The organism is Streptomyces fulvoviolaceus, assembly GCF_000718165.1.
In the GTDB taxonomy this organism is placed as follows: Bacteria; Actinomycetota; Actinomycetes; order Streptomycetales; family Streptomycetaceae; genus Streptomyces; species Streptomyces fulvoviolaceus.
Genome location: NZ_JOEY01000016.1, coordinates 243,508 through 265,286, shown reverse-complemented (window position 1 = coordinate 265,286; position 21,779 = coordinate 243,508). Strand labels below are relative to the sequence as shown.

Here is a 21,779-nt window from a genome sequence, read left to right as displayed (position 1 = left end):
ACTCACCCGAGAGAATCTCTCGTGGCTTTCCTCCGGGCGCTTCCCTTCGGTCTTGCGTTTCCGACTCTATCAGATCCTTTTCCGATCCGATTTCCTCGGCGCTTTCCAGGTTCCCGCTTCCGCGTTTCCCTTTCCGGCGGTTCCGACTTTATCAGAACTTCCGAGCCGGACTGACCGGCCATCCGTTTCCGATTCATCGGGAAGAGGCTTCTTTGAAATCAAGATTTCCAGAAGCAGACAGACACTCACTCTTGCCGAGCCGATGAGAACCGAGCTCCAGGCAACTGTTCGAATCTACCTCCCCACGCTGTCCGTGTCAACGGCTCTTGTGGGGCGAAGGAGACAGTAGCAGCTCAGCAGGGGTGGTCGCACATCAGGCGGCCGTCGGAACGGTGGCGCTGCGTTCGGCCGCCTCGACGTCGCCCGTGTCTCCGGCTCGGGCCGCGCGCCCGCCCAGGACATAGACGTAGGCAAGGAATGCCAGTTCAGCGACGATGCCTATGGCAATGCGGGCCCATGTGGGCAGGCCGGAGGGCGTGACGAAGCCTTCGATGGCGCCGGAGATGAAGAGGACCAGGGCGAGGCCTATCGCCATGCCCACGGCGGCTCGGCCCTCCTCGGCGAGGGCGGTGCGTCGGGAACGCGGGCCCGGGTCGATCACGGTCCATCCGAGACGCAGGCCCGTGCCGGCGGCGACGAAGACGGCGGTGAGTTCGAGCAGGCCGTGCGGGAGCACCAGGCCAAGGAAGGTGTCGAGGCGGCCGGCAGAGGACATCAGGCCGAAGCCGACACCGAGGTTGAGCATGTTCTGGAAGAGGATCCACAGGACCGGGAGGCCCAGGAAGACGCCCAGGACCAGGCACATGGCAGCGGCCTGGGCGTTGTTCGTCCAGACCTGGGCGGCGAAGGAGGCGGCCGGGTGGCTCGAGTAGTACGTCTCGTACTGGCCGCCGGGGCGGGTGAGCTCGCGCAGTTCGCTGGGGGCCGCTATGGAGGCCTGTACTTCGGGGTGGGTTCCGATCCACCAACCCAGGAGGGCCCCGACCACGGTGGACAGGAGCGCGGTAGGTACCCACCAGTGGCGCGATCTGTAGACCGCGGCGGGGAACCCGTAGGCAAGGAAGCGGGTGACATCGCGCCAGGAAGCCTGGCGTGTGCCGGTCACGGCGCTACGCGCGCGTGCCACCAGTTGGCTGAGGCGCCCTGTCAGCTGTGGGTCGGGGGCGCTGGACTGGATCAGCGAGAGGTGGGTGGCGGTGCGTTGGTAGAGAGCGACGAGTTCGTCCGCCTCGGCGCCGTTGAGGCGGCGCTGGCGCCGGAGCAGGGCGTCGAGGCGGTCCCACTCCGCTCGGTGGGCGGAGACGAAGACGTCGAGGTCCATCGGTTTGCCTGCTCCTCGGCTGTTCGTCGACAGTGCGTCGTGAGTGTCAGCTTGTCGTACTGGGGCGCGATGTGCCCTCAGCTTGGCAGACTGGCCGTTCTCGAGGCAGGTCAGGGGAAGGACGGCGGGCGTGAGTGAGCTGGTGACGGGGGAGGCGGTGGCGCTTGAGTTGCGCCCCGCGAGGCTGCCCAGCAGGGCGTTGGCCGTGCTGATCGATCTGACCGTGGCGGTGATCGCGTACATCGTCGTGACCATCGTTCTGGTGGCCACCACCGCTTCTCTGGACGAGGCGGCCCAGGTCGCGCTGTCGATCGCGGCGTTCCTCCTCGTGCTGGTGGGCGGGCCTATCGCGGTCGAGACGCTCACCCATGGGCGCTCGCTCGGGAAGTTGGCGTGCGGGCTTCGTGTGGTGCGGGACGACGGTGGGCCGATCCGGTTCCGGCATGCGCTGGTGCGGGGTGCGATCGGGGCGGTGGAGATTCTGATGACGTTCGGTGTCGTCGCCTGTATCGCCTCGCTCGTTTCGGCGCGTGGGCGTCGGCTCGGTGATGTGTTCGCCGGGACCCTGGTCGTACGGGAACGAGTGCCTGTCGCCCGGGCGGGCTTTGTGCCTCCTCCGCCGCCCTGGCTGGCCGGGCGGTTCTCGGAGCTTGATCTTTCGGCGGTCCCCGACGGCTTGTGGCTTGCCATCCGTCAGTACCTGACGCGGATGCAGCAGTTGGATCCGCAGGTCGGCTGGGCCATGGCGGAGCGGCTGGCGTCCGATCTCGCGTCACGTACGGGGGCTCCGGCGCCGCAGGGTGTGCCGCCGGCCGCGTATCTGGCAGCGGTGGTGCAGGAACGACAGGCTCGTGAGGCTCGGCGAGCCTTCGGCAGTGGTCCGGCAGAGGGCAGGCCGACTGCCGGAGGCGGGCCTACGGCTGGGGCGCCGGGTGGCTACGGGCATCCGGCGGTGCAACCCTCGGACACGCCGCCTCCTCCTTCACCTGTCCCGTACGGCGGGCAAGCCTCTCCGGTGGGCGGCGGGCCCCGGGTTTCGGCGGACGGGGCTCGGCCTGCCGTGCCGCCGGAGGAGCGGCCTGCGTCGGGGTTCGCACCGCCGGCGTGACCCGGCCGGTACCAGAGGCGCAAGTAGAGGTGCCAGGGCGCCGGTTCGGCTGACCGGTGACTCAGGCGAACTGCGACGGCGGTGAGTCGAGGTCCTCCAGCTCGATTCCGGGCGCTGAGAGGACGACGTCGCCGGCGATGTGCACGGCGTGCTGCTCGCCCGTGTCCAGGGCTGTGACCTGGTATTCGTCCACGGTCAGCGGTCCGTTGTCAGTGGCGTGTGCTTCTCTTTTCAGCAAGGTCCAGGACTGGTCCACGGTGCGCGGGGCGAGGACTGGATCCGTGAAGGCCACGAGGCGTACGCGGGTTGCTGAGGCGGAAGGGGTGAGGCGCAGGAGACGGGTGGTGGCGACGAGGAACGCGGGGGATGTGCCGGTGAAGGCGTGGGCGGCGACGTTGCCTTCCGTGGCATGGGCCCCGGTGGGGTCCGTACGGACCCAGGTGACGCCGTCGAGCGCGGCACCGCGCACCTGCCAGCCGGCGGCGTGGAGCTCGAGACGGATGGGGCGGCCGAGTTCGTCGAGGGTGAGGTCGACCGAGCCGCTGTGATCGCCCGAGGGGGTGGTCAGCTGGGACACGTAGCGCCAGCCGGACGGGCCGGGGGCGCAGTGGAAGTGTTCATCTGCGAGGGGGGTGTGATCGTGCGGATCGTGGAGCGAATAACGGCCGCGGGGCATGGGGGTCCTGGGTCTTGACGGGCTGGTCCGGCCGCACGGGCCAAAGGGGCAGGCCCCCGACACGGGGGTGCGGGGGCCTGCCTCGGAGACCTTCTGGTGAGGGCGCGTCAGCGCACCGACGCGCTCCTCACGGGCTCCGGTTGCTGCTCAGCGGCTGGGCCGCTCAGTAGCGGTAGTGGTCGGGCTTGTACGGGCCGTCGACCTCCACGCCGATGTACGAGGCCTGCTCGGGGCGGAGCTGGGTCAGCTTCACGCCGAGCGCGTCCAGGTGGAGGCGGGCGACCTTCTCGTCGAGGTGCTTGGGCAGCGTGTAGACGCCGATCGGGTACTCGGACTGCTTGGTGAACAGCTCGATCTGGGCCAGCGTCTGGTCCGCGAACGAGTTGGACATCACGAAGGACGGGTGGCCGGTCGCGTTGCCCAGGTTCAGCAGGCGGCCCTCGGAGAGGACGATCAGCACCTTGCCGTCGGGGAACTTCCAGGTGTGGACCTGCGGCTTGACCTCGTCCTTGACGATGCCCGGGATCTTCGCGAGGCCGGCCATGTCGATCTCGTTGTCGAAGTGACCGATGTTGCCCACGATCGCCTGGTGCTTCATCTTGGCCATGTCCGAGGCCATGATGATGTCCTTGTTGCCGGTCGTGGTGACGAAGATGTCGGCCTTGTCGACGACCTCGTCGAGGGTCGTGACCTGGTAGCCGTCCATCGCCGCCTGGAGGGCGCAGATCGGGTCGATCTCGGTGACGATCACGCGGGCGCCCTGTCCGCGCAGGGACTCCGCGCAGCCCTTGCCCACGTCGCCGTAGCCGAAGACGACCGCGGTCTTGCCGCCGATGAGGACATCGGTGGCGCGGTTGATGCCGTCGATCAGGGAGTGGCGGCAGCCGTACTTGTTGTCGAACTTCGACTTGGTGACGGCGTCGTTGACGTTGATCGCCGGGAACAGGAGGGCACCGTCGCGCTGCATCTCGTACAGGCGGTGGACGCCGGTCGTGGTCTCCTCGGTCACGCCGCGGATCTCGGAGGCGAGCTGGGTCCACTTCTGCGAGCCGTCCGTGATGGTGCGGTGCAGGAGTTCGAGGACGCAGCGGTGCTCGTCGGACTCGGCGGTGTCGACGGAGGGGACCTTGCCTGCCTTCTCGTACTCGACGCCCTTGTGGACGAGGAGGGTGGCGTCACCGCCGTCGTCGAGGATCATGTTCGGGCCGCCGGTGGGGGTGTTCGGCCAGGTCAGCGCCTGCTCCGTGCACCACCAGTACTCCTCCAGGGTCTCGCCCTTCCAGGCGAAGACCGGGACGCCCTGCGGGTTGTCGGGCGTGCCGTTCGGGCCGACGGCGATGGCGGCGGCCGCGTGGTCCTGGGTGGAGAAGATGTTGCAGGAGGCCCAGCGGACCTCGGCGCCCAGGGCGACCAGGGTCTCGATGAGGACGGCGGTCTGCACGGTCATGTGCAGGGAGCCGGTGACGCGGGCGCCGGCGAGCGGCTGCGTCTCGGCGTACTCCTTGCGGATCGACATCAGGCCGGGCATCTCGTGCTCGGCGAGAGTGATCTCCTTGCGGCCGAAGTCGGCCAGGGAGAGGTCGGCGACCTTGAAGTCCTGCCGGTTGTCGACAGTCGTCATAACGAGCTGCTCCTCGGGGTTGGGGCGAGGTGGGTACGGCTGGTCTGCGCGGCGACGGACACAGGGGTGCCCGAAGAGGACACAGGCATGCCCGGTGCGCGCAGCGCAGTCCGTCGGAGGCCCTCTCTCCCTCGGCCGGTCCGCGGTGGGACCGCCCGACCGCCATCAGCAGCGACGTCTGGCTCCGTCCCAAGCTACACCGGTCGGCCCGGACGTCCCCAGTCCGCCTCAGAACCCATCGATCCGATCACAGGGCGTCTTCGGCTTCCGGAGCGGGAGGCCTGGACAGCGATAACAAGACACCTACGAACGACGGAACAGGAGGCAACAGACCGGGTTGTTCAGGGACTTTTGCTCCTTGGACGGCCAGGGCACGTGATGGAGGATGCGAGGAGATCGGAGCATCCGAATCGATCTTGCGGGGCGTCCGGGACGACGTTTCCGCTGACAAAGGCGTTAGGAGATCGACGTGACCAGTCCGGCCGGCCCTCCCCCCACGGGCGGCGGCGAAGGCGAGCGCAGGCGCGTGAAGCTGCTCGCGGTGACCGCATGCCCGACCGGCATCGCTCACACGTACATGGCCGCGGAAAAGCTCGCACAGGCTGCCGAGAGCCGTGGCATCGACATGAAGGTGGAGACACAAGGATCGATCGGGGCCGAAAACGTCCTCGATGACAACGATGTCAACACCGCGGACGGAATCATCATCGCCGCGGACAAGGACGTGGACCTGAGCCGATTCGTGGGCAAGCGGGTCCTGACCGTCGGCGTGGCGGAGGGTATTCACCATCCCGAGCGGTTGATCGAGCGGGTGCAGTCGGCGCCGGTGTACGAGCAGGGTGGTGTCCCATCCGCATCGTCTCCGGCCGACGGCGGCAAGGAGCGGAGTGTCGCGTACAAGGCGCTGATGAACGGGGTCAGTTACATGATCCCGTTCGTGGTGGTCGGCGGGTTGCTGATCGCGATCTCGCTCTCGCTGGGCGGGCACACCGATCCGTCCGGCGGCCTGGTCATCCCGAAGGACTCCTTCTGGATGGACGTGAACAACATCGGTGTCATCGGCTTCACGCTGATGGTGCCGATCCTGTCCGGATACATCGCCTACGCGATAGGCGACCGCCCCGCCCTGGTCCCCGGCATGATCGGTGGCTGGATCGCCAACACCGGGTCGTTGTACGACTCCAAGGCGGGTGCCGGGTTCATCGGGGCGATCGTGACCGGGTTCCTCGCCGGGTATCTGGTGTTGTGGATCAAGAAGGTCAAGGTTCCGAAGTTCGTGCAGCCGATCATGCCGATCATCGTGATCCCGATCGTGGCGACCACGGCGCTGGGGCTGTTCTTCATCTACGTCATCGGGAAGCCGATCTCCTGGGTGTTCGAGCACCTGACGAGCTGGCTCAGCGGGATGACGGGCACGAGCGCGATCCTGCTCGGAGCGATCCTCGGGCTCATGATCGCGTTCGACATGGGCGGGCCGGTCAACAAGACGGCGTTCCTGTTCGGCGCGGGGCTCATCGCGACCGGCAACCAGACGGTCATGGGGATGTGCGCGGCCGCGATCCCCGTCATGCCGTTGGGCCAGGGTCTGGCCACGCTGATACGCAAGCGGCTGTACACCGAGCAGGAGCGGGAGACAGGGCTCGCCTCACTGTTCATGGGCTGCTTCGGTATCTCGGAGGGTGCGATCCCGTTCGCGGCGGCGCGGCCCGCGCAGGTCATTCCGGCCAACATGCTCGGGGGCGCGGTGGCCGGTGCGATCGCCGGGGTCGCCGGGGTCGAGGACGCGGTGCCGCACGGCGGGCCGATCGTGGCGGTGCTGGGTGCGGTGAGCGGTGTGCCGATGTTCTTCGTGGCCGTGGCGATCGGCACGGCAGTCACCGCGCTGACGACGGTCACCCTGGTCGACATCAGCGAGCGGAAGCGGAAGGGTGCGCCGGTCGTCGGCGTGGGCGTGACCGGACCCCAGCCCGCCCTCGTCGGAGTGGGCGCCGGAACGGCCGTAGGGCAGAAGGCCGTGTCCGTGAGTGCTCCGGCCGGAACGACAGCCGACGCCGACCATGAGGTCCTCTCCGGCTACCTCACCGAGCAGACCGTGAAGGTCGGCCTCGACGCGCGCGACAAGGAGGCTGCCATCCGGGAGATGGCGGAGCTGCTGGCGCGGACCGGCAAGGTCGCGGACGTGGACGAGCTGGTGGCGACGGCGTTGCGGCGCGAGGAGCAGGGGACGACCGGGCTCGGTGAGGAGATCGCGATCCCGCACGCCAAGACGGATGCGGTGACCGCACCCGTGGTCGGGTTCGCGCGGTCCGACGAAGGCATCGAGTGGGGATCGCTGGACGGTACGAAGGCCAAGCTGGTCTTCATGATCTCCGTGCCGGAGGCGGCCGCAGGTGACGAGCATCTGCGGATCCTGGCGTTGCTGTCGCGGAAGCTGATGGATCCCGGGTTCCGGGAGCGGCTCACCACCGCGCTGGACGAGCGGGCCGTCCTCGGTGTGCTGAGCGAGGTCCGGTAGTCGACGGGCCCGCGTCCGTGCACGAGGCACAAAGCGCGAGGCACAAAGGACGCGGGCCCGCACAGGTGTTCCACAGACAGCCGATACCCTCTGCGCGCGCGGGAGTTCCGCGTGGGGAGGGAGCGGCGATGAGCAGGGCGCGGAAACTGGGAGTCTCGGCGGGGGTGTTGGGACCGCTGGGGCTGTTGTTGACGATCGGGTCCCTGGTGGCCGTGTGGACGGGGTACCACGGGAGCAGAGTGTCGAGCGAGAGCATGACGCCGACGTACGAGCCCGGGCAGCAGTTGATCTACGAGCGCGTCGACGGGACCGAGGTGCACCGCGGTGACGTGGTGCTCTACACGGCGCCCGAGCGCTATCTCTTCGACGGCGCCGTCATGCAGCGAGTCATCGGCGTGGGCGGCGATCACATCGTGTGCTGCACGGGCGAGGGCGAGGACGAGCGGCTCACCGTCAACGGGAAGCCGCTCGACGAGCCGTACGTGGCGGACGGCATCGCCAACGGGATGCAGCCGTACGACGTGAAGGTGCCGGAAGGCCGGCTGTTCGTGCTCGGCGATCACCGGCTGAACTCGCGGGACTCCCGGTCCTTCGCCGACGACCACGACGGGACGGTGCCCGTCGGAGCGGTGCGGGGCCGCGTGACGGACGACTACACCGGGCCGGTGCTGCTCGGCCTGGGCGCGTTGGTGGGGCTACTGGCCGGGCTCACCGGGATCGGCCTGGGGATCGCCGCGCTGGCCGTGCGGCAGCGGGGGCGGGTGCCCGTGCAGCCGCCGTGGATGGTGCAGATGTGACGACGGCCGACGGGGCCCACCGAGTGACTCGGCGGGCCCCGTCGGCCGTACTACTGGGAAGCCGTACTACTGGGAATCAGTGCTCGGCAGGGTGCGGGGCCGGTCCCCCGGGTGTGGCCTCGCGGTCGGCGCCCTTGGCGGCCTCGGTCTCGCTGTAGATGTCCGGTTCGAGGTAGATCACGCGGGCGATCGGGACGGCCTCGCGGATGCGGGCCTCGGCGGCGTTGATGGCGGAGGCGACCTCGGCGGCCGTGTCGTCGTGCTGGACGGCGACCTTGGCGGCGACCAGCAGCTCCTCGGGACCGAGGTGGAGCGTGCGCATGTGGATGATGCCGGTGACGGTGTCGCCGTCGACGACCGCGGCCTCGATCTTCTTGACCTCTTCGATGCCCGCCGCCTCGCCGAGCAGCAGGGACTTGGTCTCGACGGCCAGGACGAGGGCGATCAGGATGAGCAGGATGCCGATGCAGAGGGTGCCGATGCCGTCCCAGACGCCGTCGCCGGTCGCCAGGGCCAGACCCACGCCGCCGAGGGCCAGGATCAGGCCGACGAGCGCGCCCAGGTCCTCCAGGAGGACCACGGGCAGCTCAGGGGCCTTGGCGTGCCGGACGAAGTCCTTCCATGACTTCCCGGCACGCAGGGGGTTGGACTCCTTGATGGCCGTGCGGAAGGAGAAGGTCTCGGCGATGATCGCGAACACCAGGACGCCCACCGGCCAGTACCAGTGCTCGATCTCGTGCGGGTGCTTGATCTTCTCGTAGCCCTCGTAGATCGCGAACATGCCGCCGACCGAGAAGAGGACGATCGAGACGAGGAAGGCGTAGATGTAGCGCTCGCGGCCGTAGCCGAAGGGGTGCTGCGGGGTCGCCTCGCGCTGGGCCTTCTTGCCCCCGAGAAGCAGCAGGCCCTGGTTGCCGGAGTCCGCGAGCGAGTGCACGGACTCGGCGAGCATCGACGACGATCCGCTGAAGAGGAACGCCACGAACTTCGCTACCGCGATCGCGAGGTTGGCGGCGAGTGCCGCCACGATCGCCTTGGTTCCGCCTGACGCGCTCATGTGTTCGCGTTGTCCCTTCGCCTTCGTACGCCTGCGCGGGGCCAGAGCCTGGCCCGCCGCCTTTGCCCGTCCTTTGCCGGTGGGCCATTCTTGCAGCCCCGTCGGGGAGCAGCGCGTCAGGTATCCACAGTGCCGGTCATACGATCACAGTGGCCCGGAAGGCCGTGCCCACACCGGACAACTCGGCCTCCTCGCCCGCAGCTACGAAGACCGACTGACCAGGGGTCAGCTCGTGCTCCCCCGCCCGTACGGAACCCGCCGTGCAGAGCAGGATCTGCGGGGTCGCGCGCGTGAGGTCGTGGACGGCGGCGCCCTCGGGGAGGACGTAGCGGGACAGGCGGAACTCGTCGATCGGGGTCTCGTAGACCTCCTCGCCGTCCGGGGACGCCTCGGGGCGCAGGACGCCGGGGTCGGCGGCCTCGAAGCGGACGATGCGCAGGAGTTCGGGGACGTCGACGTGCTTGGGGGTCAGGCCGCAGCGCAGGACGTTGTCGGAGTTGGCCATGATCTCGACGCCGAGGCCGTTCAGGTAGGCGTGCGGGATGCCGGCGCCGAGGAACAGGGCCTCGCCGGGCTGCAGTCGGACGTGGTTCAGCAGCATGGCGGCGATGACGCCCGGGTCGCCCGGGTAGTGGTGGGCGATGTCCGCGTAGGGGGCGTACTCGCCGCCTAGGCGGGCGCAGGCGGCCGCGGCCTCGGCGACCGTGTGGGCCATCTCCTCGCGGTCCGCGGTGAGTACGGCCGTCAGCACCTCGCGCAGGGCCGCGTCCTCCGGGTGGGCGTGCAGCAGATCGACGTACGGCTTGAGGGTGTCGACGCCCAGGCCGTCGAGCAGGTCGGCGGCCCGCGCGGGGTCGCGGAAGCCGCACAGACCGTCGAACTCGGTGAGCGCGCAGATCAGTTCGGGCTTGTGGTTGGCGTCCTTGTAGTTGCGGTGGCCGACGTCCACGGGGATGCCGCGGCGCTCCTCGTCCTCGTAACCCTCCTTCGCCTGCTCCAGGTTGGGGTGCACCTGGAGGGAGAGCGGGGCGCCGGCGGCGAGGATCTTGAGGAGGAAGGGCAGGCGGGGGCCGAACTTGGCGACCGCCTCTTCCCCCAGCTCGCGCGAGGGGTCCGCGTCGATCACCTCGACGAGCGTGCCTCGGTCGGTGCGCGAGGGGGCGCCGGGGTGGGCCCCCATCCACATCTCCGCCTGCGGTTCACCGGTCGGCTCGACGGCGAGCAGTTGCGGGATCGCGGTGGTCGAACCCCAGGCGTAGGGGCGGATGGTGTTGTCGAGGCGGTCCATCGGGTTCTTTCTGTACGGCGGTCAGAGCGTCCTGGGCATGATCAGGCCCCCGAAGCGAGCGCCAGGTAAACGGCGGCGAAATCCGTGACGGCGATCAGTTCCGCGAGGGTCTCCAGCTCGCCGCCGGGCTCCGGCTCCAGTTCGCTGATCGGGGTGTCGTGGCTGAGGACCAGGTCGCGGGCGGCCGGGGCGGCGGTCAGGCCGCCGAGCGGGCGGTCGCGGAGCAGCACCACGCGCGCGTGCAGGGCGGGCGCCTCCTCGACGCGATCGCGGAAGAAGTCCTCGGGGTCGGCGCCGGCGGCGAGCCGGCCGGCGAGGAGCGCGTTGTGGGCGGCGAGTGCCTCGGGCAGTTCGGAGACCAGGGCGGGGCGGCCGGCGAGCTCGGCGAGAGCGGCGGCGAAACGGCGTCCCGCGGGGCCGGCGGAGGTGCCCTCGGTCCAGATCACCGGGAGCGCGTCGGCGAGCTCGGCGGCCAGGGTCTTGGCGGGGTTGCTGTAGGTCGCGATGGCGGGGCCGCAGCGCTCGGCGATGTTGTCGAGGCGGTCGGCGACCTTCTCGATGGCGTCGGGCGGGGCGGTGAGCAGGCCCGTGCGGTCGAGGATCGCGAGGAGCGGGGTGAGCAGCGCCCACAGGACGCCGGGGGCGGACGCGGCGAGGGGTGTGTCCTGCTGCTCGTCGTACGGGGCCGTCGCCATCGGTACGAAGAGGCCGTGGGCGCCTTCCACCGCTTCGCTGAGCGGGGTGCGGGCGGGGGCCACGGCGACGACCGTGCAGCCGCGGCGGTAGGCCTGGTCGGCGAGCAGGGACAGGCCCGGCTCGGTGCCGTCGGGGGTGGCGATCAGGAGCAGGTCGACCGAGCCGGTCCAGCCGGGGAGCTCCCAGCGCAGGGCGCCCGCCGCGGGGGCGACGCCGCTGGGGGCCAGGCGGGTGACGGGGCTGCCGGCGCCGGCGAGCGTGCCGAGGAGGTCGGCGACGCAGGTGGCGGCGGCGCCGGGGCCCGCGATGAGGACGGCGCGGGGGCGACCGTCCGGTTTCAGGTCCTGGACGCCGGCCTCGGCGGCGTGCCGGGCGGCGGTGCGGACGCGGGCGCCGGCCTCGGCGGCGCCGCGGAGCAGGCCTCGGTGGTCGGCCTCCGAGAGTGCCTCGGGGGTGTCGAGCAGCGATTCGTCGAGCATGGGGCGGCAGCCTCCGATCGCCGGGTCGTCGGTTTCGCGGGTCTCCGGGACGCCGGGTTGTCGCTGGGTCGCCTGGGGCGGCGGGTTGTCGCGGTGTCGCTTACGCGGGGCGGCGGGCCTCGTCGACGAGCAGTACGGGGATGCCGTCGCGGACGGGGTACGCCAGGCCGCAGTCCTGGCCGGTGCAGATCAGCTCGGTGTCCTGCTCCTTGAGGGGGGCGTGACAGGCCGGGCAGGCGAGGATCTCCAGGAGGCCGGCTTCGAGCGGCATGGGGGTTCCCTTCGAGGGGGCTACGTGTGCTGGTGCGGATGTGCCTGGTCAGGGTACCGCCGGTGGGGGCGGGTCGGTGGGTTCGGGCGTGTTGGGGGTGCCGTCGCCCGTGGCGGAGCCGCTGATGGATGCAGCTCGCCCCCGCCGCCCTTCCCCGTCCCCAGGGGCGCCGCCCCTTCGACCCCGGCCCAGGGGCTCCGCCCCCTGGACCTCCATCGGCCTGAACGGCCTCGTCCTCAAACGCCGGACGGGCTGAAAGGCATGTCAGCCCCGGATGATCTCCAGCGCCTCGTCCCGTACCTTCGCCATCGTCGCCTCGTCCCTGGCCTCCGCGTTCAGGCGGAGCAGCGGTTCCGTGTTGGAGGGGCGGACGTTGAACCACCAGTCGGCGGCGGTGACCGTCAGGCCGTCCAGCTCGTCCAGGGTGACGCCCTCGCGGCCCTCGTAGGCCGCCTTGATGGCCGCGAGGCGGTCCGTCTGGTCGGCGACCGTGGAGTTGATCTCGCCGGAGCCGGCGTAACGGTCGTACTGGGCGACGAGGGACGACAGGGGGCCGTCCTGGCCGCCCAGGGCCGCCAGGACGTGCAGCGCCGCCAGCATGCCCGTGTCGGCGTTCCAGAAGTCCTTGAAGTAGTAGTGCGCGGAGTGCTCGCCGCCGAAGATCGCGCCGGTGCGGGCCATCTCGGCCTTGATGAAGGAGTGGCCCACGCGGGTGCGAACCGGGGTGCCGCCATGCTCCTTCACGACCTCCGGGACCGACCACGAGGTGATCAGGTTGTGGATGACCGTGCCCTTGCCGCCGTGCTTGGCGAGCTCGCGCGAGGCCACGAGGGCGGTGACGGCGGACGGGGAGGCCGGGTCGCCCTGCTCGTCGACGACGAAGCAGCGGTCGGCGTCGCCGTCGAAGGCGATGCCGAGGTCGGCGCCCTCCTCACGGACCCGCTTCTGGAGGTCGACGATGTTGGCCGGGTCCAGCGGGTTGGCCTCGTGGTTCGGGAAGGTGCCGTCCAGCTCGAAGTACATGGGGACGACGTCCAGGGGCAGGCCGTCGAAGACCGTCGGGACGGTGTGGCCGCCCATGCCGTTGCCCGCGTCGACGACGACCTTCAGGTGGCGGATGGAGGTCAGGTCGACGAGGGAGAGGAGGTGGGCCGCGTATTCCTCCAACGTGTCCCGCTGCGTGACCGTGCCCGGTTCGGCGGCCGCCGTCTCCGGAGCGCCCGACTCGCTCCATTGCTCGACCAGTTCGCGGATCTCGCCGAGGCCGGTGTCCTGGCCGACCGGGGCGGCGCCCGCGCGGCACATCTTGATGCCGTTGTACTGGGCCGGGTTGTGCGAGGCCGTGAACATGGCGCCCGGCAGGTTCAGCGCGCCGGAGGCGTAGTACAGCTGGTCGGTCGAGCACAGCCCGATCTCGGTGACGTCCACGCCGCGTGCCGCCGCTCCGCGCGCGAAGGCACGCGACAGCCCGGGGGACGACGGCCGCATGTCGTGCCCGGTCACGATGGCGCTCGCGCCGGTCACCAGGACGAAGGCGGCCCCGAAGAGCTCGGCCAGTGTCTCGTCCCACTGGTCGGGGACGACTCCGCGCACGTCATACGCCTTCACGAGCTGTGACAAGTCAGCGGTCACGGCCAACCCTTCTGAAAGTCCTGTCGGTCCCCTCAAGCTACCCGTACCCGCTGACAGTGTGCTGTGCGGGAGCTGAGCGGTCTCAGGGCAGCATCCAGCCCAGTACCGGCGAGCTCTGCCCGACCACGATCAGGCACATCACCAGCAGCAGTCCGATGCTCCAGGGCAGCACCTTGCGCAGCAGATCCCCCTCGCGGCCCGCGAGTCCGACGGCGGCGCAGGCGATGGTGAGGTTCTGCGGGGAGATCATCTTGCCGAGGACGCCGCCCGAGCTGTTGGCCGCGGCCAGGAGCTCCGGCGAGAGCCCCGACTCCCGGGCGGCGGTCACCTGCAGCGCTCCGAACAGCGCGTTGGCCGAGGTGTCCGAGCCGGAGACGGCCACGCCGAACCAGCCGAGGACCGGGGACAGGAAGGCCAGCCCGGCTCCCGCGGCCGCCACGAAGTGGCCGATGGTGGCCGCCTGTCCGGAGAGGTTCATGACGAACGCGAGCGCCAGCACGGACGTCACGGTGAGGATCGCGAACCTCAACTCGTGGACGGTCGCGGCCCATTCCCTGACCGCCACGCGCGCGTGCACTTTGAGAACGACCGCCGTGCAGATCCCCGCGAGCAGCACGAGCGTGCCACCCGTCGAGACGATCGGCCAGGTGAAGACGTTGGCACTGACCGGATCCCCGTCGACATCACCGACGTTCAGGAAGGGCCAGTCGTACATCTGGGTCGCCCCGGCCAGCCAGTCCTTGACCGCCGGGATCTGCCCGACGGAGAAGATCACGACGATCAGCGCGTACGGGGCGTAGGCGCGCACGACTTCACCGCGCGGGTCGTTCTCGTCCAGGTCCTCGCTGCGTACGCCGGTCAGGACGGCCACGCGTACGGGCTCGGCGGCCGCCCTGCGCGCCTGCGGTACGGCGACCAGGGCGCCCGCGCCGGCCAAGGCGGCGCCGATGTCGGCGAGTTGGGCGGAGACGTAGTTCGAGGCGGCGAACTGGGCGATGGCGAAGGCGATTCCGCAGACCAGGGCGGGCACCCAGGTCTCCCGCAGCCCTCGCCGCCCGTCCACGAGCCAGACCAGCACGAGCGGCACCACGAGGGCCAGCAACGGGGTTTGACGGCCCACCACGGAGGCCACGTCGTCCAGCGGCAACCCGGTGACCTGGGCGAGCGTGACGACCGGGGTGCCCATCGCGCCGAAGGCGACCGGCGCGGTGTTGGCGACCAGCGCGACGACCGCGGCGCGCACCGGGTCGAAGCCGAGGGCGACGAGCATGACGGAGCAGATCGCGACGGGCGCGCCGAATCCGGCGAGCGCCTCCAGGAGTGCGCCGAAGCAGAACGCGACCACGAGGGCCTGGATGCGCGGGTCGTCGGACAGCCGCCCGAAGGAGCGGCGCAGGATGTCGAAGTGCCGGGTGCGAACCGTCATCCGGTACACCCACAGGGCGTTGACGACGATCCACAGGATGGGGAAGAGGCCGAAGGCGGCTCCCTGGGCGGCGCTGGAGACCGTCTGGCCCAGCGGCATGCCGTAGGCGAGCCAGGCGACCAGGGCGGCCGCCAAGAGGCCTGTGAGACCTGCCAGATGCGCCTTCATGCGGACGCCGCCGAGCAGGATCAGGACGATCACGAGGGGCAGGGCCGCCACGAGGGCGGACAACCCCAGTGAGCCGGCGACGGGTTCCAGTTCCTGGACGTACACGGGCGCCTCCCCGATCCGTCTTGCCCTATTTCCGCCGTGCCCGATTCCGGCATGCGGAAAGCGATTTCTCACTTCGGCTTACGGAATGGTCGTGTCCGCAACAACAACACGTCAATGGGCGTGCGTCATTCAGCGAAACGCATACTCAAGAGGCAGGCGGAACGGCTCAGTTGTCCGGCGAGCGCAGCACCCGCAGATGGCCGCGGCGCGCGACCTCCATCGGGTCGGCCGCCCGGGCTCCACCACCGCCGGCACCCGCCGCGCGCTCCTGGGGGCGGGCCGCCTCGCGCACGGCGTTGGCGAGTGCTTCGAGGTCGTCGCCGCTGGGCCGGGCCGGAGCCGAGCTGTCGAGGAGTCGGACGACCTCCCACCCGCGCGGGGCGGTGAGGCGCTCGGAGTGCTCGGCGCACAGGTCGTAGCAGTGGGGTTCGGCGTAGGTGGCGAGCGGGCCGAGGACCGCGGTCGAGTCGGCGTAGACGTACGTCAGCGTCGCGACGGCGGGGCGGCCGCAAGCGGTGCGCGAACAGCGACGTACAGGGCTCACGACGTTGGACGGTACCGCACTCTTGAGCGGGCCGCGACGACTCTCCCCCAGGTCACTCCACCGTGTCGTGCTGTGAAACGCCCCACACGCCCCTCCGGACACACCACGGTGACCTGCGCCAACACCCGTATTCGGAGGGCCGAACGGAGTTGAATCCGGTCACCACTCGGTACAAACCATGTCAATTGACTTGAGATCGACGGTCTTGGAGAGATACGGAAACGAGCCCAACCTTGGCTGGAATGGTCATCCGGCGACATGCCGTACGAGACGACCGGACGCTCCCCCGGCCACCGTCCGGGTTGCCGCGTGGGCGCCGGGCACATGACCGCGGCGAGGATTACGCTTCACCAGTGATGGACAACCCTGTACCGCCCCGCGCCGCCGGCCCCGGGCCCCGCCGCCGTGATCGTCACGGCCGAGGCATGCGCGGCCCGATCGCACCACCCCAGGTGCCGCTGGCCGCCAGCCGTGCCGAGGCGTTCGCGGACCTGGTGCAGGACTCCGTCGAGCGACTGGAGCGACGGTGGCCGCAGCTCGCCGACATCGATTTCCTCGTGCTCGAGGTGCCCCGCCTGGACGGGCCGGGCGAGGCGTGGAACGACGAGGCGGTGCCGCTGGGCGGGACGGTTCCCTCCCGGGAAGGACGGCCGGCGCGGGTGATCATCTACCGGCGGCCGGTGGAGATCCGCACCAAGGGGCGCGACGAGCGGGCGGCACTCGTGCACGAGGTCGTCGTCGAGCAGGTCGCCGAGCTGCTCGGGCTCACCCCGGAGACGGTCGATCCGCGGTACGGCGAGGACTGAACCGCCCGCGGATCGCGGCCCGTGCTGCTTCTGCAGGAAGCTACTTCTGCAGGACCGACAGGTCCTGCTCCGCATCCGGTACGGCCACCATCCCCCGGTCGTCCGGGAGGGTCTGGATCGTGAAGCCCGAGACTCCCTCCTCCGTCTCCACCAGGGTGCGGGCCGCGTAGACGGGCCCTCCGGACACCGGCTCGACCGTCAGGGCGTACGTGCCCTTCCCGCCGCTCGGGACCGGGGCGTCGATGTTCTGGGTCGTACCCGCCTTGATCGTGTACGTCTTCGATACGGCCGTACCGCCGCCGCTGCCCGCCGACGCGGTGACCTTGACCCGGGCCGCGCGGGTGGGCGCGGTCAGGGAGAGCGTGGAGCCCTTGGAGGTGTTGTCGGCGACCGTCGCGCGCGTGCCGACGGGATGCGTGGCGGGGATGAACGCCGTCTCCTGGGCGTCGCCCTTGCCCCGGGTGACCCGCAGGGCGGCGACCACCGGCACGGACTGGTCGGTGGGTGTCAGGATCAGTGAGCCGGCCTCGCCGCGGGTGACGTCGCCGAGGTCGACGGCGGTGGTCATGCCCGCCTTCACGTGCAGCGTCTCGTTGCCGGCGGGGGTGAACTCCCCGGTCGGCGAGGCGAGCCGCACCTTCAGGTCGGCGTCGGCGTCACCGGGCGTGAAGGCGACCAGGCGGACGGCGGTGGCGTCCTTCGGGATGCCGGGCAGGACGAGGCTGCCGGCCGGGTCCGTGGAGGCCGCCAGCCAGTCACCGCCGAGCTTGTCGTCCAGCGCCTGTACGGCCGCGCCCACACGCCCGCTGCGGACATTGACGTGCACGGTCAGGTTGGTCTGCTTCTCGTCGGTGAGCGTGGACAGCAGGATCGGCTCGCTGGAGTGCGGCTGGACCGTGATGCCCTCCCCCACCGTGGACTCCAGGGCGCCGTTCTTGCCGTAGAGCTCGATGTCGACGACGGCGGCGGAGTCGTCGGGGTTGGTCAGGTGGACGTAGTCGGTGCGGTCGGCGTCCGTGCTGGCGCCCGGGAACCAGAACTCCGTGTCCGCGGCGGAGCAGTTGACGCCCTGCAGGCCGCGGCCCGTGCCCGCGACGACCTGGGTGGTCTCCTGGACGGTCCAGCCGGGCGCGAACTTCCCCTCGGCGGTGCCGATGAGCGCGGGCGAGTCACCTCCGGAGGTGTCCCCGATGGCCGGCTTGCCGGGCTCCTCGGGCTCCAGGACCGGCTTGTCGGCCTTCTTCTTGCCCGCCTTGTCGGCCGACTCCTCGCCGGCGGACTGGAGTTCGGCCTTGCCGCTGCTCTCCGCGCCCTTGGTGACGGGCGTGAAGGACGTGTACGACGTCTCCGCGAGGTCGGAGGTGCTGGGCGCCGGGCACAGCAGGCTGGTGCGCTCCACGGGCAGTTCGGCGGCTGCCTTGGCGGTGTCCGCGCCGGCGTCCGGCGTGCTGAGCGTGGCGAACCCGGTGACGACGGCGAGTGCGGCGCTGCCGGCGATGAGGGCCAGGGTGGTGCGGTTCACTGCTGACTCCCGTCGGGGCGCTCACTGTCGGGATCGTGCGGGTGCTGCGGCGGCTGCGGCTGCGCCGGGTCGTACGTGGCGTCGTAGCCCTGGTCGTACTGCTGTTGCTCGTACCGTCCGTACTGGTCGTACGACGCTTGCTGGGACTGGCCGTTGTAGGCGTACGGGTCGTACTGGCCGGCCTGGTACGGGTCCGCCTGGTACTGCTGGTCGTATCCGCCCGCCGGGTACTGCTGTTGGGCGGTGCCCTGGTACTGCTCGCCGCCATAGGTGCCGTACTCGGCGTTCGCGTAACTGGGGCTGTCCCACTCGCCGTAGGACTGCTGCTGCGGGACGGCGGCGGGGGCGGGGGCCTCCTGCGGAGGAGGCGGGAAGTCGTCGGACTGGCCCGCCTCTTCGGCCTCGGCCTCGGCCTGGGCGCGCAGGCGGCGGGCGCGGCGGCCCTCGCCGGCCACGGCCTGGGCGGGGACGGCCGGTTCCTCGGGAAGGTCGTCGTCGATGTCGCGGCGCCGGCCCGGCAGGGCCAGCACGACCAGGACGACGGCGAGGAAGCCCTGGGCCCACAACCAGGCGGTGTGGCCGATCGGGTCGTCGAAGGTGACGTCCAACGTGCCGCCGGACGCGGGGAGTTCGAAGCCCTGGGCCCAGCCGTCGACCGTGGTGCGGGTCAGCGGCCTGCCGTCCAGGGTGGCCGTCCAGCCCTCGTCGACGGTGTCGGCGAGGCGCAGGACGCGGCCGTCGGCGCCGGCCGGGATCGTGGTGTGGATCTCGACGGGCCCGGCGGCGACGGCCGTCGGGGTGCCGGAGCCGGCGACGATCGTGGCGCGCGCGACGTCCTGGTCGACCCGCCACAGCCCGCTGCCGTCCTGCTGGCTGAGCCGGGACAGGCCGGGCGTGGCGTCCAGCACGCGCGCGACCTCGCGGGGTGCGCCCTTGTGGACGAGGACATAGCGCACGGCGAACTTGCCGAGCTGGTCGGCCTGGTCGGCGCCGGAACCGGCGACGAGGTTGGCGACGACCTTGTCCAGCTTGCTGTTCTCGCCGTCGGCCGCGGCGAGTTCGGCATCGCCGAGGCGGGCGCCGGAACCGCGCACCAGCATGTAGCCGACGTGGGCGGCGGAGTCGCTGTCGAGGACGAGGGTGCGGGCCTGGTCGCGAGTGCCGCTCTCCTCGGCGACGAACGCGGGCACCTGCACGGGGTCGCGCCGCTCCAGCGGTCCGTCGGCGCCGCCGATCATCCAGCCGGCGGCGACGAGCAGCGGGCCCGCGGCGGAGGCGAAGGCGATCAGCGCGGCGACCGGCTGGCGCCAGCCGAAGCTCTGCTCGGCCACACGCGCGCGTGCCCCGTCGGCGCCCATGGCGGCGGCCGCGAGGAGGGCGAGGCCGTAGACGAGGGTCGCGGGGCCGGCCCAGGTCGAGCTGTTGGACAGGACCGCGAACACGAGGCCGACAAGGGCGACCGACCAGGCCGTCCAGATTCCGAACTGACGCTCCGTGCGCATCAGGGCGGCCAGCGCGGCCAGGACGATGCCGATGAGCATCAGCCCGTCGACCGTGCCGGGGCCGCCCGGGCTCGCGCCGAGCAGGTCGAGGGCGGAGGCGGCCGAGGAGCCGTACTCCAGGCCTGCCTGCTGGAAGAAGCCGAAGGGGAGGAGGGTCAGCGACCAGGGCGCCAGGACCAGCAGGGGCGTACCGAGCTGGGCCAGGAAGCGCAGGCCGTAGGCGGTGATGTCGGTGCGGCGCACCGCGAGCAGGCCGATGCCGAGGAGCAGCGCGATGGGCCAGATGATCGGCGTGAACGCGGTGGTGGCGGTCAGCAGCAGGGCGTACGCCCAGGTGGCGCGCCAGCTGCCGCGCGCGCCCGAGCTGTGTGTGAGGCCGCTGGCCGCGATGCCCGCGCGCGCGATGAGCGGCAGCAGGATGGCGAGCACGGCGGTGCCGATGCGGCCGCCGGCGAGGGCGCCGGTGGCGGCGGGCAGGAAGGCGTAGACGACGGCCGCCCAGGCGCGCAGCAGGCGCGACTCGACGAGCGGGCGGGAGGCGAAGTAGGCGGTGAAGCCGGCCAGCGGCACCGAGCAGACCAGCAGGACCGTGACCGCGAGGCCGGTCGAGCCGAACAGCACGGAGGCCAGCACGGCCACGATCGCCAGGTACGGCGGCGCGGACGGGGTGCCGCCGGCGCCCACCGCGTGCCAGGCGTCCAGGTAGCGCGACCACAGTTCGCTCGCGTCGGCCGGGGCGGGCAGCAGGGCGCCGCCCGCGAGCGCGCCGCCACCGAGGAGGTTGCGGCAGGCGACCAGGGAGACGAGCAGCAGGAGCAGGAAGAGCACCGGGCCGGGCTGGCGGGCGATGCGCTTGAGGCGGGCGAACTGCTCGATCTCCAGGAAGTCGGCGTCGTCGCCGCCGGGCCCGGACTCGATGCCGCCGCCGTGCCGTCCGGCCGCCAGGGCGGCCTCGGCGTCGGAGCCTCCGAAGAGGTTGCCCGCGGCCTGTTCGACGGTGGCCCTCACGGTCGCGCCGGGCGGCGGGAACAGCTGCCTGAGCTCAGCCTTGTCGACCACCGGCTTGCCGCGCCTGCGGCGCCCGGCGATGATCCGCTCGGGCCGCAGGAGCGTGCCGAGCAGACCGCGGATCTCGTCGACGGCCTGTCCGGGGACCTTGCCGACGAGGTAGGCGAGGGTCCGCAGGAGGGTGCCGAGCACGAGCCGCAGCAGCACCCAGGGCAGCACGGCCGTACGCGTGTTGACGAGCAGGGTGTAGATGGCACCGGCCTTGTCGACCTTGTGCGGGGAGGCGGTGGTGCGGCCCGCGCAGTCGACGGCCCGGCGCTCGCGGGAGGCGGCCTCGGCGTGGCGTACGACGGCCTCGGGAGCGATGAGGACACGGTGGCCGGCGGCCTGGGCGCGCCAGCACAGGTCGACGTCGTCGCGCATGAGGGGCAGCCGCCGGTCGAAACCGCCGAGCTGTTCGAAGACATCGCGCCGGATCAGCATGCCGGCGGTGGACACCGACAGGACGGTCCGGACGTGGTCGTGCTGGCCCTGGTCCTGTTCGCGGCGGTCCAGGCCCGTCCAGCGGCGGCCGGAGTGGGCGATGGTGACGCCGACCTCGAGGAGCTGCCGCTTGTCGTACCAGCCGCGGAGCTTGGGGCCCACGACGGCGACGTCGTCCCGGCCGAGCTCCAGTTCGTTCTCCACGACCCGCAGCAGCTGGGCGAGGGCGTCGGGTTCGGGGGCGCAGTCGTCGTGCAGCAGCCACAGCCACTGCACCGGCTCTCCGTGGGGGAGCTCCGGCAGGTCGTAGGCGTCGTCGCGCCACGTGCGCGTGACGGGGTCCCAGCCGCTCGGCCGCTTCAGGTACGGCAGCTCGTCCGGAGTGAGGGCGGGAGCCGTGCGGTTCGCCTCCTCGACGGCCTGGCCGAAGCCGGTGCGCCGGGCGAGGTGCAGGACACGCTCGGCGCCGAGGGCGTCGGTGACCAGCTGGGCGGAGGCGTCCGCGCTGCCGGTGTCGGCGGCCATGGCGAACTGCACGGGGCGCTCCTGGCCGAGCAGCCCGGCGAGCGCGTCGGGCAGCCAGCGGGCGCCGTCGTGGGAGACGAGCACCGCGGTCACCACATGACGCGGAAACTCAGGAGTGGCAGCGTCGTGTTGACCTGCCGTGTGGCTGTGCACGGACATCGAGGTACGG

Annotated in this window: 16 protein-coding genes; 4 read left to right on the top strand and 12 right to left on the bottom strand. The window is 71.1% G+C overall.

What is annotated here, in order from left to right; genetic code table 11:
- Positions 1-373 precede the first annotated feature (373 nt).
- The gene (locus IG08_RS0119485) at positions 374-1,381 is read right to left on the bottom strand and encodes a stage II sporulation protein M (RefSeq protein WP_030603779.1); all 1,008 of its coding nucleotides are present in this window, start codon (positions 1,379-1,381) and stop codon (positions 374-376) included.
- A 130-nt stretch (positions 1,382-1,511) separates the two neighbouring features.
- Between IG08_RS0119485 and IG08_RS0119480 the strand changes: the two genes are divergently transcribed.
- Entirely contained in the window at positions 1,512-2,489 is a 978-nt protein-coding gene (locus IG08_RS0119480) for an RDD family protein (RefSeq protein WP_030603776.1), read from the top strand.
- Between the two features lie 61 nt (positions 2,490-2,550).
- On the opposite strand, the gene IG08_RS0119475 is transcribed toward IG08_RS0119480, so the two are convergent.
- Both IG08_RS0119475 and ahcY read right to left on the bottom strand, forming a co-directional pair.
- The gene (locus IG08_RS0119475; protein WP_030603772.1) at positions 2,551-3,165 is read right to left on the bottom strand and encodes a hypothetical protein; all 615 of its coding nucleotides are present in this window, start codon (positions 3,163-3,165) and stop codon (positions 2,551-2,553) included.
- A 163-nt stretch (positions 3,166-3,328) separates the two neighbouring features.
- Entirely contained in the window at positions 3,329-4,786 is a 1,458-nt protein-coding gene (gene ahcY, locus IG08_RS0119470; RefSeq protein ID WP_030603770.1) for an adenosylhomocysteinase, read from the bottom strand.
- 469 nt (positions 4,787-5,255) lie between these two features.
- Between ahcY and IG08_RS0119465 the strand changes: the two genes are divergently transcribed.
- Both IG08_RS0119465 and lepB read left to right on the top strand, forming a co-directional pair.
- Positions 5,256-7,301: a fructose-specific PTS transporter subunit EIIC gene (locus tag IG08_RS0119465; protein ID WP_030603767.1), complete on the top strand. Its 2,046-nt coding sequence runs from the start codon at positions 5,256-5,258 to the stop codon at positions 7,299-7,301.
- A gap of 128 nt (positions 7,302-7,429) precedes the next feature.
- Positions 7,430-8,098 (top strand): signal peptidase I, encoded by a 669-nt coding sequence (lepB, locus tag IG08_RS0119460; RefSeq protein ID WP_030603764.1) that lies wholly within the window; start codon positions 7,430-7,432, stop codon positions 8,096-8,098.
- 76 nt (positions 8,099-8,174) lie between these two features.
- Here the strand turns inward: lepB and IG08_RS0119455 are convergent, their stop codons facing one another.
- The 7 genes from IG08_RS0119455 to IG08_RS0119425 form a co-directional block, all read right to left on the bottom strand.
- Complete coding sequence (locus IG08_RS0119455; RefSeq protein ID WP_030603763.1) at positions 8,175-9,155, bottom strand: cation diffusion facilitator family transporter; 981 nt, start codon at positions 9,153-9,155, stop codon at positions 8,175-8,177.
- A gap of 136 nt (positions 9,156-9,291) precedes the next feature.
- Positions 9,292-10,443, bottom strand: coding sequence for a mannose-6-phosphate isomerase, class I (gene manA, locus IG08_RS0119450; RefSeq protein ID WP_030603761.1), 1,152 nt, complete (start codon positions 10,441-10,443; stop codon positions 9,292-9,294).
- Positions 10,444-10,484: 41 nt separating this feature from the next.
- Entirely contained in the window at positions 10,485-11,618 is a 1,134-nt protein-coding gene (locus IG08_RS0119445; protein ID WP_030603759.1) for an SIS domain-containing protein, read from the bottom strand.
- Between the two features lie 100 nt (positions 11,619-11,718).
- The gene (locus tag IG08_RS57230; protein ID WP_007382472.1) at positions 11,719-11,889 is read right to left on the bottom strand and encodes a Trm112 family protein; all 171 of its coding nucleotides are present in this window, start codon (positions 11,887-11,889) and stop codon (positions 11,719-11,721) included.
- A 264-nt stretch (positions 11,890-12,153) separates the two neighbouring features.
- A complete protein-coding gene (locus tag IG08_RS0119435) occupies positions 12,154-13,521 on the bottom strand; it encodes a phosphomannomutase/phosphoglucomutase (protein ID WP_030603756.1) in 1,368 nt (455 codons plus the stop codon).
- An 82-nt stretch (positions 13,522-13,603) separates the two neighbouring features.
- Positions 13,604-15,220 (bottom strand): L-lactate permease, encoded by a 1,617-nt coding sequence (locus IG08_RS0119430; RefSeq protein WP_030603753.1) that lies wholly within the window; start codon positions 15,218-15,220, stop codon positions 13,604-13,606.
- Between the two features lie 166 nt (positions 15,221-15,386).
- Positions 15,387-15,815, bottom strand: a complete 429-nt coding sequence (locus IG08_RS0119425; protein WP_030603750.1) for a DUF3499 domain-containing protein — start codon at positions 15,813-15,815, stop codon at positions 15,387-15,389.
- Between the two features lie 305 nt (positions 15,816-16,120).
- On the opposite strand from IG08_RS0119425, the gene IG08_RS0119420 reads away from it, so the two are divergent.
- Positions 16,121-16,570, top strand: a complete 450-nt coding sequence (locus IG08_RS0119420) for a metallopeptidase family protein (protein WP_106980977.1) — start codon at positions 16,121-16,123, stop codon at positions 16,568-16,570.
- A 40-nt stretch (positions 16,571-16,610) separates the two neighbouring features.
- Here the strand turns inward: IG08_RS0119420 and IG08_RS0119415 are convergent, their stop codons facing one another.
- Both IG08_RS0119415 and IG08_RS0119410 read right to left on the bottom strand, forming a co-directional pair.
- Positions 16,611-18,092: a DUF5719 family protein gene (locus IG08_RS0119415; protein WP_030603744.1), complete on the bottom strand. Its 1,482-nt coding sequence runs from the start codon at positions 18,090-18,092 to the stop codon at positions 16,611-16,613.
- Positions 18,089-21,769 (bottom strand): glycosyltransferase family 2 protein, encoded by a 3,681-nt coding sequence (locus IG08_RS0119410; protein ID WP_078655655.1) that lies wholly within the window; start codon positions 21,767-21,769, stop codon positions 18,089-18,091. The genes IG08_RS0119415 and IG08_RS0119410 overlap by 4 nt, the downstream gene beginning before the upstream one ends.
- Positions 21,770-21,779 lie beyond the last annotated feature (10 nt).

Excerpts from the sequence above, each read along its gene's own strand:
- IG08_RS0119485 (WP_030603779.1), bottom strand. The coding sequence starts at position 1,381 with ATGGACCTCGACGTCTTCGTCTCCGCCCACCGAGCGGAGTGGGACCGC.
- IG08_RS0119475 (WP_030603772.1), bottom strand. The coding sequence starts at position 3,165 with ATGCCCCGCGGCCGTTATTCGCTCCACGATCCGCACGATCACACCCCC.
- ahcY (WP_030603770.1), bottom strand. The coding sequence starts at position 4,786 with ATGACGACTGTCGACAACCGGCAGGACTTCAAGGTCGCCGACCTCTCC.
- lepB (WP_030603764.1), top strand. The coding sequence starts at position 7,430 with ATGAGCAGGGCGCGGAAACTGGGAGTCTCGGCGGGGGTGTTGGGACCG.
- IG08_RS0119455 (WP_030603763.1), bottom strand. The coding sequence starts at position 9,155 with ATGAGCGCGTCAGGCGGAACCAAGGCGATCGTGGCGGCACTCGCCGCC.
- manA (WP_030603761.1), bottom strand. The coding sequence starts at position 10,443 with ATGGACCGCCTCGACAACACCATCCGCCCCTACGCCTGGGGTTCGACC.
- IG08_RS0119445 (WP_030603759.1), bottom strand. The coding sequence starts at position 11,618 with ATGCTCGACGAATCGCTGCTCGACACCCCCGAGGCACTCTCGGAGGCC.
- IG08_RS57230 (WP_007382472.1), bottom strand. The coding sequence starts at position 11,889 with ATGCCGCTCGAAGCCGGCCTCCTGGAGATCCTCGCCTGCCCGGCCTGT.
- IG08_RS0119420 (WP_106980977.1), top strand. The coding sequence starts at position 16,121 with ATGGACAACCCTGTACCGCCCCGCGCCGCCGGCCCCGGGCCCCGCCGC.
- IG08_RS0119410 (WP_078655655.1), bottom strand. The coding sequence starts at position 21,769 with ATGTCCGTGCACAGCCACACGGCAGGTCAACACGACGCTGCCACTCCT.